Here is a 12,397-nt window from a genome sequence, read left to right as displayed (position 1 = left end):
GAAGCGTGAAGCTGCTCGCACCGGCCGCTTTGACAAACTTTATCTGGTCCTAAAAGCCACGCTGATATGATGAAGAGCATGACCATGGCAGACAAGATTATCCAGCGCGCTCAAGTGCATGTGGAACCCGGTGAAGTAATCCAGGGAGGGTTCGCGGGGCAGTTGACCCTCCTAAACCGTGGTGGGGGGTACCGAATCGTGATCGCGACCAATCGCCGCTTCATGGTGTTCGGGTCAGGAACGTTCTCCCAGACCGTCATCAAGCGTCTCATTGAAGAGTCACCCCGCGATCAGTTCCTTGGTGAGCCCAGTGGGCTCTTCTACAACATCACGGTCGGAGGGAAAGCAATGAAGGTGAACTTCCGCTACTTCGATCAGGTAAGAGCAATCGATAGCGCTCTTGAATATCAACCATGAAGCAGAATCGAACCTGTTGCGAATGATGCATAGGTTCCTCATCGAGGCTGGCGACTCTTTGAGGCAGTAAATCAGTATTTTCCTATCGGGGGTCGGCAGCTCGGAGTCGCAACAGTGCTCAGGTAAACGTTGCGCCCTCGTACTTGCGCATGCACGGCTCCAGTGATCGTCACCGCACCAAAAGGGCATAAGCGGGTCGGCGCACGGTTCACTGAAAACAGTGCGGCACCGTTGGCAGGTCCGTGTTGGTCGTGTGCCACTGGGGAACCTCCTGCGGGACAGCAGATGCGCCCGGATAGGGGATCCTCTTGCGGGCGCAGGTGCGTCACCGAACGATCACAGAATGCCGCCGCATGGCGATCAAATCCACACCCGCCTGGACCGCATCCTGCGCGGATACCCCGGCTCCGGGCCAGACTCCCCGACCGCCCGTATCGGGGGGCGACCCACTGGCAGGACTACTTCCCGGCCCGGCACTAGGTCAGCGATCAGTATTTCCGCCTCACCGCCTCCTTCGTGGACACCTACTCCTTCGGCACCACTCCGTGGCGCGCCCAAGACCTGCTCTCCGAGTAATACGAGTTCACCCCGTGGCACACCTTCGATGCGGGTGTTTGCTTTGGCGAGCCTTCGTGGACGCCTCTTCCAGGCAGCTGACAGAATCAGCTCATGGACTCCTTCGCACCAGATCAGAACACCATCGACTCGCTCCTGCGGTTCCGGCCAGCCGCGGACATGGCGATCGCTACGGACATCAAGCCGCTGATCGATCAGATGCTCGGCGGCGGGTACTCCGTCTTGGACCCGAGCACCCGGATCTGGACGCCGGAGGCCGCCGAGGAGATCCGGGCGCGAGTCGAGGACAACCCGATCGAAGGCACTGAAAATAACCAGTGGGAAAAGCTGGACCAGCAACTGGCCGGTGCCTCACGTGAGGCGATCCTGCTGGCCGCTGAGATGGTGTTCCTGCGCGGTCACGGGCTCAAGGCGTCCCTCCCGAAGTCTCGCCGCGCCAATGTGGAGCGCGTCCTGTACTACTTGGAAGAACCTCTCACTATCCCTGAGCCCATGGCGTCCTGGCTCGCCCGACCGGCCAACACCGCTGGCTTCAATCCGGGTCCCTGGTACAACCAGCGCCTCTGGCTGCACCTGCCCTGGCTCTGCCACTTCGTTCAGCACTGGGCCTCCCTCGATGGAGTGCAAAAGGATGCCGCGCGCCATGATTCGTGGGAGCTGCAGCGCGTCATGCTGGCCTCGGGACGCGACTGCAGCGACATGCGCAACACGCTGCAGTTCTTCGCCCGGCCCGACATCTTCGAACCGATCTCCGCAGCCACCATGAAGCGGAAGATCCGTGCCGGGCTCGGTCCCTTGATCGGCGGCTCCACCGGTTCCGGCCCCGAAGCCTTGGATCGGGACCTGCTCTCCATCCGCGCAGCCCTCTCTCAGGACCGTACGGAGCCCTTCCACTTCTGGGATGACGGTGTGCACGAGCTTTGGGACGAGAAGCCCAGCTCCGCAGGGACCGATGAGCTGAATGAGCCGCGGCGTCGGCACTACTGGCTCTATTCCCCTGGCGCACAGGCCTCCGAATGGGGCGAGTTTTCCCGTGAAGGCATCATGGGCATCGACTGGGACAGCCTCGGAGACATAGCCGACTACCCCGACCGCGAATCCATCCGTACCGCACTGGACATCGAAGGCACCGGGGCCTCCAACAACAACGCCGTCCTGGCCATGTGGCAGTTCCAGAATGAGATCTCCGAGGGCGACATCGTCTACGCCAAGCGCGGCCGCCGGGAACTGGTGGGGCGCGGCGAAGTCATCTCCGAGGCGTCCTACGACCCCGAACGCGCCTCCTTCCGGAACGTCCGATCTGTCCGCTGGACCCACGACGGATCCTGGCAGCACCCGGGTGACGCCGCCACCAAGACTCTGACCGACATCACCGCGCACCGGGACTACGTGGCGAAGCTCGAAGCGCTCTTCGACGACAACGAGGCCGACGAGCCGGCATTGATCGACACCCCCGTGGAGCTGCCGCCGTATGACCGGACAGCGTTTCTGGACCAGGTCTACGTAGACGAGGCCCACTACGACCGCCTCTGCTCCGTGCTGGCCCGCAAGAAGAACATCATCCTGGCCGGCCCTCCCGGCGTCGGCAAGACCTACACCGCCAAGCGCTTGGCCGGCCTTGGGGACTACTGGTACAGCGGTTGGCGCTAAGCACTTGATCATGATCGATTAACGCAGGAGATCCAGGTTGTGCGGGGTTTCGTCGGAAGGATCTCGATCACTGGTGGGACGGCTATTGTCAGTCTCATGCCCGTGGAATTTCTGACTGATGAGCAGGCTGAGGCCTATGGAAGGTTCGCCGAGGAACCGACGCGGCCCGAGTTGGAGCGCTTCTTCTTCCTCGACGACGAGGACCGGAGCCTGATCGCGAAGCGGCGCGGTGACCACAACCGCCTGGGCTTCGCCCTGCAGATGTGCACGGTCCGGTACATCGGGCTGTTCCTGGAGGATCCATCGGCCGTGCCGTGGCCGGTCGTTGAGCATCTGGCGGAGCAGCTGGAAATTGAGGATCCCTCCTGCCTCAAGGAGTACACCGAGCGGCCGAAGACGGCGTATGAGCACGCGTGGGAGATCCGCGATGCGTACGGCTACCACCAGTACGAGGACCCGGCTCACGGCCGGATGTTCAGGGCGTTCCTGCACGGGCGGGCCTGGACGCACGCCGAGGGACCGGTCGCGTTGTTCAACCACGCGGCGGGTTGGCTGCGTCGGCACCGGGTGCTGCTACCCGGGGTGTACGTGCTGGCCCGGCAGGTTTCCGAGGTCCGCACCATCGCCGAGAAGCGGCTGCACGCCACCATTGCCAAGGCCGCCCTGCGGGCGGACCCGGCGCTGCCCGGGGACTTGGTTGCCACGCTGAAGACACCGGAGGGCACCCGGTACTCGGAACTGGAGCGGATGCGTCGACCGCCAACACGGACCACCGGCACCGCGATGAAGGGTGCGTTGCAGCGGGTTGAGGACATAGCCGCCTTCGGGTTGGGCCGGCTGAAGCTGGAACAGATACCGCCGAACCGGCTCTCCGTGCTGGCCCGGTACGGGCTGGGCACCAAGGCCCCGAAGTTGGAGCGGACCGCCGAACCCAAGCGCACGGCAATACTCACCGCGGTGATGCGCCATCTGGAGGCCAATGCGATCGATGATGCCCTGGACCTGTTCGAGATCCTGATGGCGACCAGGCTGATCAGCACCGCGAAGCGCTCCACGGACAAGCAGCGACTGTCCACCCTGCCGCAGCTGGAGAAGGCATCTCGGATCGTGGCACGGGCGGCGAAGGTGTTCATCGAGAAGCTGGAGTCCATCGAGGAGGCCGGTGGTGATGTGGATGTGGCCGCACTGTGGCAGGCATTGGAAGAGGTCGCACCCCGGTCGGTGATGTCGGGCGCGGCGGCCACCGTGGTGACCTTGGTGCCCCAAGACGGCGATTCGGCGCAGAGCGCACTGCGCGGGGCGTTGGCGCTACGCTACAACACCGTCAAGCCGTTCCTGTCTCTGTTGGGTGAGACCTCGGCGCTGGAGGCCGCGACCGGAGGGGTACGTATCTTGGCCGGGGTGAAGAAACTGCCCGCACTTTCGCGTCGGAAGGTCGGCGAGAAGCCGCTGCTGTCCCGGGAGATCGACGACACGCTTGTGCCGCCCCACTGGCGCAAGGCGGTATATGCGAACGCCGAGCTGCCGGAGGGGATGGTGGACCGCGACGCGTACGTGGTGTGTGTCCTGGAACAGCTCTTCCGCGCCCTGAAGCGTCGGGATATCTTCGCCTCTCCCTCGCACCGCTGGTCGGACCCACGTGCCCGCCTGCTCATGGGCACGGGTTGGGAGGCGGTGCGCGAGGACATCCTGGCCGGCCTGAGCCTGGAGGAGGATGCCGAGCAGCACCTGCGGGAGCTGGTCGAGGTACTGGATGCCACCTGGAGGCAGATGGCCGAGCGCCTCGAAGCAGCCGGTGATGACGCGAAGATCAGCATCGAGGTGCAGCCCAGCGGGCGGGCGAAACTGAATGTGGAGAAGCTTCACGCGCTCGGTGAGCCGAAGTCGCTGGCGTGGCTGCGCGGATGGGTGGAGAAGATGCTCCCGAATATCGACCTGCCGGACCTGCTCTTCGAGGTGAACGCCTGGACCGGATTCCTGGACGCCTTCGTGCACCTGGGCGATGGCAAGACCCGGATGAATGACCTGAGCACCTCGATCGTCGCGCTGCTTGTCTCGGAAGCCTGCAACATCGGCATGACCCCGGTGATCAACCCGGGCCAAGAGGCACTCACCCGCTCCCGGCTGGTCCACGTTGACCAGTACTACCTGCGCACCACCACCATCGCCGCGGCGAACGCTGCATTGATCGAAGCCCAGGCCCGGGTACCCATCGTGCAGTTCTGGGGCCAGGGCCTGCTCGCCTCCGTCGATGGCTTGCGCTTCGTCGTTCCCGTGCGCACCATCAACGCCGCGCCCTCGCCGAAGTACTTCGCGAAGAAGAAGGGCATCACCTGGCTGAACGCGATCAACGACCAGGTGGCCGGCATCGGACAGATGGTGGTGCCCGGCACCCCACGTGACTCCCTGTTCATCCTGGACGCCCTGTTGAACTTGGACGGCGGGGTGAAGCCGGAGATGGTTGCCACCGACAACGCCTCCTACTCCGACATGGTCTTCGGCCTTTTCAAGATGCTCGGCTACCGCTTCTCCCCGCGTTTCAGGGACCTCGAAGACCAACGCTTCTGGAAGGCCCAAATGCCCGGCGCCGAGCCGGCAGAGAGCTACGGACCGCTGGAGGGCCTGACCCGCAACAACAAAGTGAACGTGAAAAAGGTGCTCACGGCTTGGCCGGACATGCTGCGGGTGGCCGGCTCGCTGGTCACCAACCAGGTGCGAGCCTATGACCTGTTGCGGATGTTCGGGCACGAGGGGGTCGCCGCAGAAAACGGAAAAAATCGTACGCTAAGGGTGAGCTGAGCCAGGTGGCCGCTGGACTACAGCTTGCTAATGGATGTCACCCAGAGCCCGTCCGTAGCAGGAACGTTTATCGGGACGCTTCGAAGAGGACCAATTCTGATCGCCCGTCGTCGGCTGTCACTCCGTGAATCTCCGAGAATCGGCCGACGGGCCGGGAACCCAGAGTCTCGTGCATTCTGATGGATGCCGTGTTGTGTTCGTTCGCGAAGTAGTAAGCGCTCGAAGACTGAGACCAGATCCAGTCAACCCGCGCCCGGGTGAGAGTAGAACCGATTCCCCGCCGTCGGAAATCCGGAGTGACGAAGACGCCCCCTAGATAGTGGCCTGCAGCGGCTTTGCCATCGGGTTCGCCGTGGAAGTGCGTCTTGGCTACGCCGACGATCTCACCCTGTATGGCCGCTACCAATACGACCCGGTCGTTTATCGGCGCGATCATTTCTGCTGTCCAGCGTGCGCGATCGCTGGCATCACAGATCGAGTTCACATGTCTCAGGTCATCCAGGGTCGCTTCGCGGATCTGCATGCATAGAGCTTACTGGGAAGTGCTAAACGAGGCCTTTAAGGGTTCCCGTAAGCCGGTCGTTCGCCGAAGCCTGTGCAGGTGACTTGGAAATTTGCAAAGCTGCGTGCTTCCGCAGGGGGGGGGCGCATTCCCATATACGGTGCCCGAGAAAATGCCCGGTGATGGGGTGCTAACCGGGACACGCCGCGGCCGGACGTGGCATGTCGAGAAACGGTCATTTGACGACATCCCGAACCTGTCGACGACACGCCGCGGAAAGCATGTCGGAAACCCGTGCCGGAAATCAACGTCGTCAAACCATGCAGCACCGGTATTATCGACACATGTTGATCGGATACGCGCGGGTCTCCACCGCCGACCAAAACCCTGACCACCAAACGGATGCCCTGGCCCGCGCCGGTGTCGACCCGGCAAACATCTACCTCGACCATGCCAGCGGTGCCAAGGCCAGCAGGCCCGAGCTCGACAAGGCCCTCGCCTCGGCCAACCGCGCCGGCGACCAGCTGGTCATCACCCGTCTGGATAGGCTCGGACGCTCGGTGCTCCACCTGGTGACCCTCGGTGCGGCCCTCCGCGAGCGTGGTGTGGGATTGCGCGTCCTTGAGCAGGGCATCGACACCACGACCGCGGAAGGACGTGCGATGTTCGGAATGCTCTCCGTCCTGGCCGAACTCCAACGAGAACTCATCGTCGCCAACACCCGCGACGGACTCGCAGCCGCCCGTGCCCGCGGGCGAACAGGAGGAAGACGCCCGAAGCTCACCCCCGACCAGGCCTACCACGCCCAGCAGCTCTACGACGCGGGGACCCATACGGTCCAACGCATCGCCGACCTCCTCCAGGTCCCACGCTCCACCATTTACGGGCACCTCAACAAGGCAAGCATCGGACGGCGCCCCACCGCCAAAGCGACCCTGGAGGCTTAGCGCTCAATCCGTCCCCATTACTACCAAGACCCCGTTGATGTCAGAGCAACCCCGAATTCAGTATCCTTTTCGGGCTGTTGTGCCGCTGATTCCTCATGGCCGAGTGGAGCGCCGTCGACTTCTGAAGGACATCTACCCGAAGAGGTGGAGCTCTGTGAACGTCTTCCGCCTGGCTCACAGTCAAAGACCGCGATCGCACGCTGAGCGCGTGATCTCTGTACCGCTGCCTCCGAGTTCACGTGCGGCTTATGGTTTTCAACCAGACACGGGATCCAGATCGCGGCAGAGCACAACGGCATTACGTATATCTGTGCCTGTGAGGGTTAGATGCCCCTCGGCCACCCTGAACGTTGCGTGGGGCACCCCTCTTGGGAATCCGCATCGGCGGCAACCTCTTGCTATCAGCGCTTTTCCCCTTGCGAAATGAACGATTCCGTGAAAACCAGCGTGTCGTTATCGAATCGTTATAATTTTGACGCATCTAAACCAACGGTATCGTGAGTTCCTTTGGGCCTGTAGAAACGCCATCATTTTGTGCATCTTAGCGTCTAGGCTTCTACATATTTGACACCCTGAATACAGGAAATCCGCAGAATCATGAGGAATTTGACCTGTTTCAGCCAACACGTGAAGGTGGTGAAGAATGTCAAAATGCTAGATGCATAAAATGTTGCGCCCCTAAAATGCGAGGCGGGAAAACCACATCGACTTTCTTCTGGTGGAAGTGCCCTACAAACACCTCCCACCCGAGGCCGGCCATGGGAGATGCGGGAGAACGCCCGGCAAAGGCGATAGATTTGCCACATCGAGATGATTCCTGAATTCAGAAGGAGCGTGAAGACCATGGCCTTAATGAAGCCCGCTGATCTCTGGGTCGATGTTGACTCTTCACCATCCAGATGTCTCTCGTAGATATAGCACTTAAAAGCCGAAGGCCCACCTTGCAGGGTGAGCCTTTCAAGCTTCAGAACGTTTAGGTCTTGCAGGACCAAGCGTTCAGATCAATATCCGATGACTAAGCGAAAGGAGAGGCTTCGAACATCCTCTGGATCCAATCTCGAAGATTGATGTATTCAGTTCCAACATTCGTTAGGCCCCATGTAGTTTCACGACCCATGACCTAACGAACCACGGCGATGTTCGCCTACGTCTATGTTAGACACAATTCTGCCTTTCGCAACCCAGGAAACAGCCGGGCCGGTTCACAACGAGCTGTGGCGAGACCTGGTCCCCTTGCTGGCGGGCCGTGCCAGGGTACGTGTTTCGCGCGACAACGGACGCAATTATCGACAGCGCGACGAGCGGATTCTAGACGCCACATTGCCCTCGCGCCCGGCCGCGGTGATGCTCCACGACGCCACAACCGGCCTAGCCAAGATCCTTGCCATCGACTTCGATTCTGGTACCCGGGGAGTGGACCAGGTCGAGATCGACGTCCGGCGCACCCAGGCCATGCTCAGCGAGCACGGAATCCGTTGGATCCACGACCGTTCGCCCTCTGCTGGCGAACACCTCTACGTTCCGATCTCCGGAGGAATCACGACCGGTGACGCCGTGGATTTCCTACGTCTGCTCGCCTTTAGATGCCCTACCGTTGACCCGATGCCGCACATGACAGTTCAGCATGGCTGCATCCGAATGCCAGGATCCCCACACAAGCTCGGTGGTCGCCAGGAGCTCCTGATGAGCCCCAAGATGGCTCTGACGGTCGCGAATTCCCCCGCACCACGCCCACTATTCGATGCACTGCATCGCAGCCTGGAGCACCTGCGCCCGGCGACACCTGAACCCGAGCCCGTCGGCAGCGTCAATGACCGCGATGGACAAAGCGAAATGAACGCCGGCATCTTGACCGTTGCGCGCAACGGATTCCAGCCCGGTGGTAAGTATGACTCCCCCAGTGAGGCCCGATTCGCAGTGCTCCGGGCGGCCACCAATGCGGGCTTTGACACTCCGGCCATTTACCAGCGCATGAACGATGGCCGCTGGCCGGGACTCAACACCTTGTTCTCCCGGTACAGAAGCCCCCTGAAAGAACTACAGGCAGACCTGAACCGGCTCCAAAGCAAGGGCCACCGGGGCGGTCACAACACTGTCGTTAAAAACAACACAAGCCAGCCAAAAGCACAGGGGGGTACAAGGTCCGTTCGTTCAGTTGGGTTCTACGAGTGGCTGAAGATCTGGCGCAACGCCTCCCACGCTCGTGAGCTTACCTACGGCCCTTCCCGCGTGGGTCTACAGCTGCGTTTGGTGCTCCGTGCGCTAGGAGAAGCTGCCTCTAAGTCGCAATCCTCCTTCATCGAGTTTGGCTGCCGGGCCCTGGCCATCGCGACAGGCCTAGATCATTCAACCGTCTCTCGTCACCTTCGCAGGTTGCGTGCCGAAGCTGAACCGCTGGTACGGCTGAGCAGTCCTGCCCACGGCAAATATGCGGACACCTACGAACTGGTGGTCCCTGAAGGCCTCGTCAATGGTTCGCTGGCCATCAGCTACCGGGTGGGTAAGCTCCACGCCTTGCGTCCCGTGTTTCGGGCGCTGGGAGTCGTGGCGGCTTTCGTTTACGAAGCGCTGGAACAGGGCATGAAAACCGCGCCGGAAATCATGAGATCAACCGGCCTGAGCCGTTCTGCAACTCAAGACGCCTTAGCCGTCCTGGAGGGACACCACCTGGCCGTCAAGGCCAGGGAAGGATGGATTGAAACCGGGGCCAATCTTCGGTTCCTTGCGGATCTCTTGGGTGCTACCGACGACGTGGAGCAGCAACGCAATATCTACGCCCAGCAGCGCTTCTTATGGGTGAGCTGGCTCAATACGCGCCTGGTCACCCATTCCGGCTTCGCATATCCTGACCAGGACTACCCTTTCGATGAATTCGAGCCATCCGAGGATACCTACCCTCCCCCGGGCTAGTCCGCGGGTAGTTTTTATGCATTTAGTCATCTAACCATTTAGCATTTTGATGCACTGGCAGATTTGCTTACACGCTCTGGCTGAGACGCCATTCATTGGCCCGACGTTTTCGTGGCGTTGACCGGAAATTCGATGAAAACCTGTTTCGTTGCGGTACGCTGTAGGCATCTAAAGATGAGATTTTAGATAAAGGGCGTGAAAAAGGCCGGGAGGAAACTCCCGGCCTTTTTCCATTTTCCGGCGACCCTACAGTGACGCGAGCTTTCGAACCTGCTTGTTGATTTCGTACTCGAAAATTTCCAGTTCGGGCAGCGGCGGCAGACCCACATGGGCCCTGGCCTCCTGCTCGTTGCTGACACCGTCAAAACAATCGGCCGGCGCATTGGCAATGAAGAAGTCCTGCATGATCCTGTGCAGCATCGAGACGGCCGTAGAACGAACGGCTCGCAATGATGGGGGCAAGGAATTCTTGATTTCGCGTGACAAATAGCTGCTGAACTTCTTGGATTCTTCAATCTGCCGGACGGTCATCTGGAATGTGGCACGCTCCAGGCCTGAGTTGAATCCGGTGGCGAAAGTGATAGGAAGCAAGTCGTTGTAGGTGACTCCCTTTTCGTACCTGATCTTAGTCATGTTGGTCGTGAAGTCATCGAAGACACCCCAGCCTTCCGGGGTCACCAACGACGTCTCGGCGATCCGCGGATCCATCGGCCCCGTGGATGGATCGTGCGAGGCGACCGCGTGTTCATAGATCTCCAGCTCCGGCAAGGGCTGCAGCCCTACAGCGGCCCGGGCAGACTGTTCGCCTTCGACACCGTCAAAGCAATCTTGAGGGGCATTGGCGATGAAGAAGTCCTGCATGATCCGGTGCAGCATGGAGACGGCGCTGGAACGCACGACTTTCTGTCCCTCTCCCCCATTGCGTCTGATTTCGCGCCCGAGGTAGTTACTGAACTTCTTAGCTTCCTCGACTTGGTGCTGAGTCAATTGGAAGGTGGTCCGCTCAAGGCCCGAGTTGAAGCCGGTGGTGAACGTCAGTGGCAGCAGGTCGTTGTAGGTCACACCCTTTTCATAGCGGATTCTAGTCATGTTCGTGCTGTAGTCGTCGAACACTCCCCTACCGTTATCGGTGGCTAGATCTGTTTCAAGGATCACCTTGTTGAGCTGGCCCAATGCCTTGTTGTAGGCGGACATCGGAGAACGATGCCGAACCACTGGCGGTGGCATGGTAGAAACTGGCTTGCGAATGGCCGGCTGCATCGGGGCCTTCGAAATTTCCCCTCTTATCCCCTCGTCGGTCATCATCCGAGGTTCAATGTCAGGATTCGTCGCTCGCAGCGCGGTTTCCACCGGCTGCGGATAGTCGATTCCTGCCGAATCGGTCTGTGCGGGGGGCTCGTGGACCGCCGGATCGCTGGTTTGAGACGGCGGCGAGGAAGCAGAATCCACGACACCAGTCGCTTGCACCAGGTGAGGAGCGCTAGGAGCAACCGGGGCAGGCATCTCCCGAGGAGGATGCACCGCTACTTCGCCCTGCGTGCGCACTTGGGCCAGCTCGGTCAATGACTTCTTGGAGGGCTTATCGGTGTTGTTGGACTGAACCTGCTCGGCCTCAAATGTCGCGGCAATGCTTCCGGCACCTTCAATGAGGCTGCTTGCAGAACGCCTAGGCGGTCGCTTGCTGGCCACCGTTTACCTCCGCTTGCTCCTTTTCCATTGCCGCCAGAATAGACACGACCTCATTAGCCAGCTTGGTGACCTGGGTCCGTGCTCGTTGCAAGGGCCGGTCAGATGGCATGAGTGGCACGTCGACGACTGTCCCACCGTTGCGTATGGAGTCTTCGTAGGCGTTCAAGGTACTGATGACGCTGCCGATGGTGATATTGGCTAGGCCTGCGTCCTGCAGCTCTTCAGCGGCATAGGCACGGGGCTGCTGGCCTTCGCGTTGCACGATCCGGATGGTTGCCTGCGAATTCTCGTAAGCCTTGACCAGGTCAGATGTGGTCCACAGATCGCTCATCTTGGTATCGCATGGGATCAAAACAAGACTGTCGGATCCCATGATGCTGTTCAAGAGCGTCCGGTTGATCCCGGCCGAGGTGTCCACGATCATGTAGTCGAAGTTGGCGCACTGGGCCTCGATTTGCTCCGAGGTCGTGGCGTGCGGGAAAACGATGGCACCGAAGCTGGGTTCCCGTGCAGGCTGGACAGGCTTACGGCGCTTGTTGCCGATTTCGAAGTCAGCGAGTTCTTCGGCGTAGGTCTGGTTCAGGAACGAGAGAGCGTTCTCGGTGGCGGTGTAGTAACGGTAGGACGTTTCTTGGCGGTCGGCGTCAACCAGGACCGTTGTTCCGTGCTGGGCGAGGGCACCTGCCAGGTGAAAAGCGATGGTCGATTTACCGACACCGCCCTTTTCGTTGACCACATAGATCTTGCGCATATAGGAGACTTCTCCTCTAATTTGATGAGATTTTAGTTGTTCAGTTGGAGGGGAAGGGCATCCCCGCAAATTACATTAGCCGCAGAGCACTCTCCCGAACCCGCCGACAAGGCGGGTTCGACACGAGCCTCGGCCAGATCCACCATATCGTTACTG

Annotated in this window: 8 protein-coding genes; 5 read left to right on the top strand and 3 right to left on the bottom strand. The window is 60.6% G+C overall.

All coding sequences use genetic code 11. The features are described from left to right. Positions 1-78: 78 nt before the first annotated feature. The 3 genes from E9229_RS18255 (at position 79) to E9229_RS18245 (ending at position 5,442) form a co-directional block, all read left to right on the top strand. Positions 79-417 (top strand): hypothetical protein, encoded by a 339-nt coding sequence (locus E9229_RS18255; RefSeq protein WP_183513199.1) that lies wholly within the window; start codon positions 79-81, stop codon positions 415-417. A 669-nt stretch (positions 418-1,086) separates the two neighbouring features. Then, positions 1,087-2,643 (top strand): 5-methylcytosine-specific restriction endonuclease subunit McrB, encoded by a 1,557-nt coding sequence (locus E9229_RS18250; RefSeq protein ID WP_183513198.1) that lies wholly within the window; start codon positions 1,087-1,089, stop codon positions 2,641-2,643. A gap of 102 nt (positions 2,644-2,745) precedes the next feature. Beyond that, the gene (locus tag E9229_RS18245) at positions 2,746-5,442 is read left to right on the top strand and encodes a Tn3 family transposase (RefSeq protein WP_221184789.1); all 2,697 of its coding nucleotides are present in this window, start codon (positions 2,746-2,748) and stop codon (positions 5,440-5,442) included. A 67-nt stretch (positions 5,443-5,509) separates the two neighbouring features. Here the strand turns inward: E9229_RS18245 and E9229_RS18240 are convergent, their stop codons facing one another. Further along, entirely contained in the window at positions 5,510-5,965 is a 456-nt protein-coding gene (locus tag E9229_RS18240; RefSeq protein WP_183513197.1) for a GNAT family N-acetyltransferase, read from the bottom strand. Between the two features lie 323 nt (positions 5,966-6,288). Here E9229_RS18240 and E9229_RS18235 point away from each other — a divergent pair, with 323 nt between their 5' ends. Further along, entirely contained in the window at positions 6,289-6,891 is a 603-nt protein-coding gene (locus E9229_RS18235; protein WP_183513196.1) for a recombinase family protein, read from the top strand. 1,152 nt (positions 6,892-8,043) lie between these two features. After that, positions 8,044-9,801, top strand: coding sequence for a MarR family transcriptional regulator (locus tag E9229_RS18230; RefSeq protein WP_183513194.1), 1,758 nt, complete (start codon positions 8,044-8,046; stop codon positions 9,799-9,801). Between the two features lie 246 nt (positions 9,802-10,047). Here the strand turns inward: E9229_RS18230 and E9229_RS18225 are convergent, their stop codons facing one another. Together E9229_RS18225 and E9229_RS18220 are read right to left on the bottom strand one after the other, a co-directional pair. Next, positions 10,048-11,490 carry a hypothetical protein gene (locus E9229_RS18225; protein ID WP_183513193.1) on the bottom strand — a complete coding sequence of 481 codons (1,443 nt, stop codon included), beginning with the start codon at positions 11,488-11,490 and terminating at the stop codon, positions 10,048-10,050. Beyond that, a complete protein-coding gene (locus E9229_RS18220; RefSeq protein ID WP_183513192.1) occupies positions 11,468-12,241 on the bottom strand; it encodes a ParA family protein in 774 nt (257 codons plus the stop codon). Before E9229_RS18220 ends, E9229_RS18225 begins: the two co-directional genes overlap by 23 nt. Between the last annotated feature and the right edge of the window lie 156 nt (positions 12,242-12,397).

Source organism: Paeniglutamicibacter cryotolerans, assembly GCF_014190875.1.
Taxonomy (GTDB): Bacteria; Actinomycetota; Actinomycetes; order Actinomycetales; family Micrococcaceae; genus Paeniglutamicibacter; species Paeniglutamicibacter cryotolerans.
Note: the sequence above shows the minus strand (reverse complement) of the source record. Positions and strands in the feature narration are given on the sequence as shown.

Coding starts and splice junctions, on each gene's coding strand:
- E9229_RS18255 (WP_183513199.1), top strand. CDS start 79: ATGACCATGGCAGACAAGATTATCCAGCGCGCTCAAGTGCATGTGGAA.
- E9229_RS18250 (WP_183513198.1), top strand. CDS start 1,087: ATGGACTCCTTCGCACCAGATCAGAACACCATCGACTCGCTCCTGCGG.
- E9229_RS18240 (WP_183513197.1), bottom strand. CDS start 5,965: ATGCAGATCCGCGAAGCGACCCTGGATGACCTGAGACATGTGAACTCG.
- E9229_RS18235 (WP_183513196.1), top strand. CDS start 6,289: ATGTTGATCGGATACGCGCGGGTCTCCACCGCCGACCAAAACCCTGAC.
- E9229_RS18230 (WP_183513194.1), top strand. CDS start 8,044: ATGTTAGACACAATTCTGCCTTTCGCAACCCAGGAAACAGCCGGGCCG.
- E9229_RS18220 (WP_183513192.1), bottom strand. CDS start 12,241: ATGCGCAAGATCTATGTGGTCAACGAAAAGGGCGGTGTCGGTAAATCG.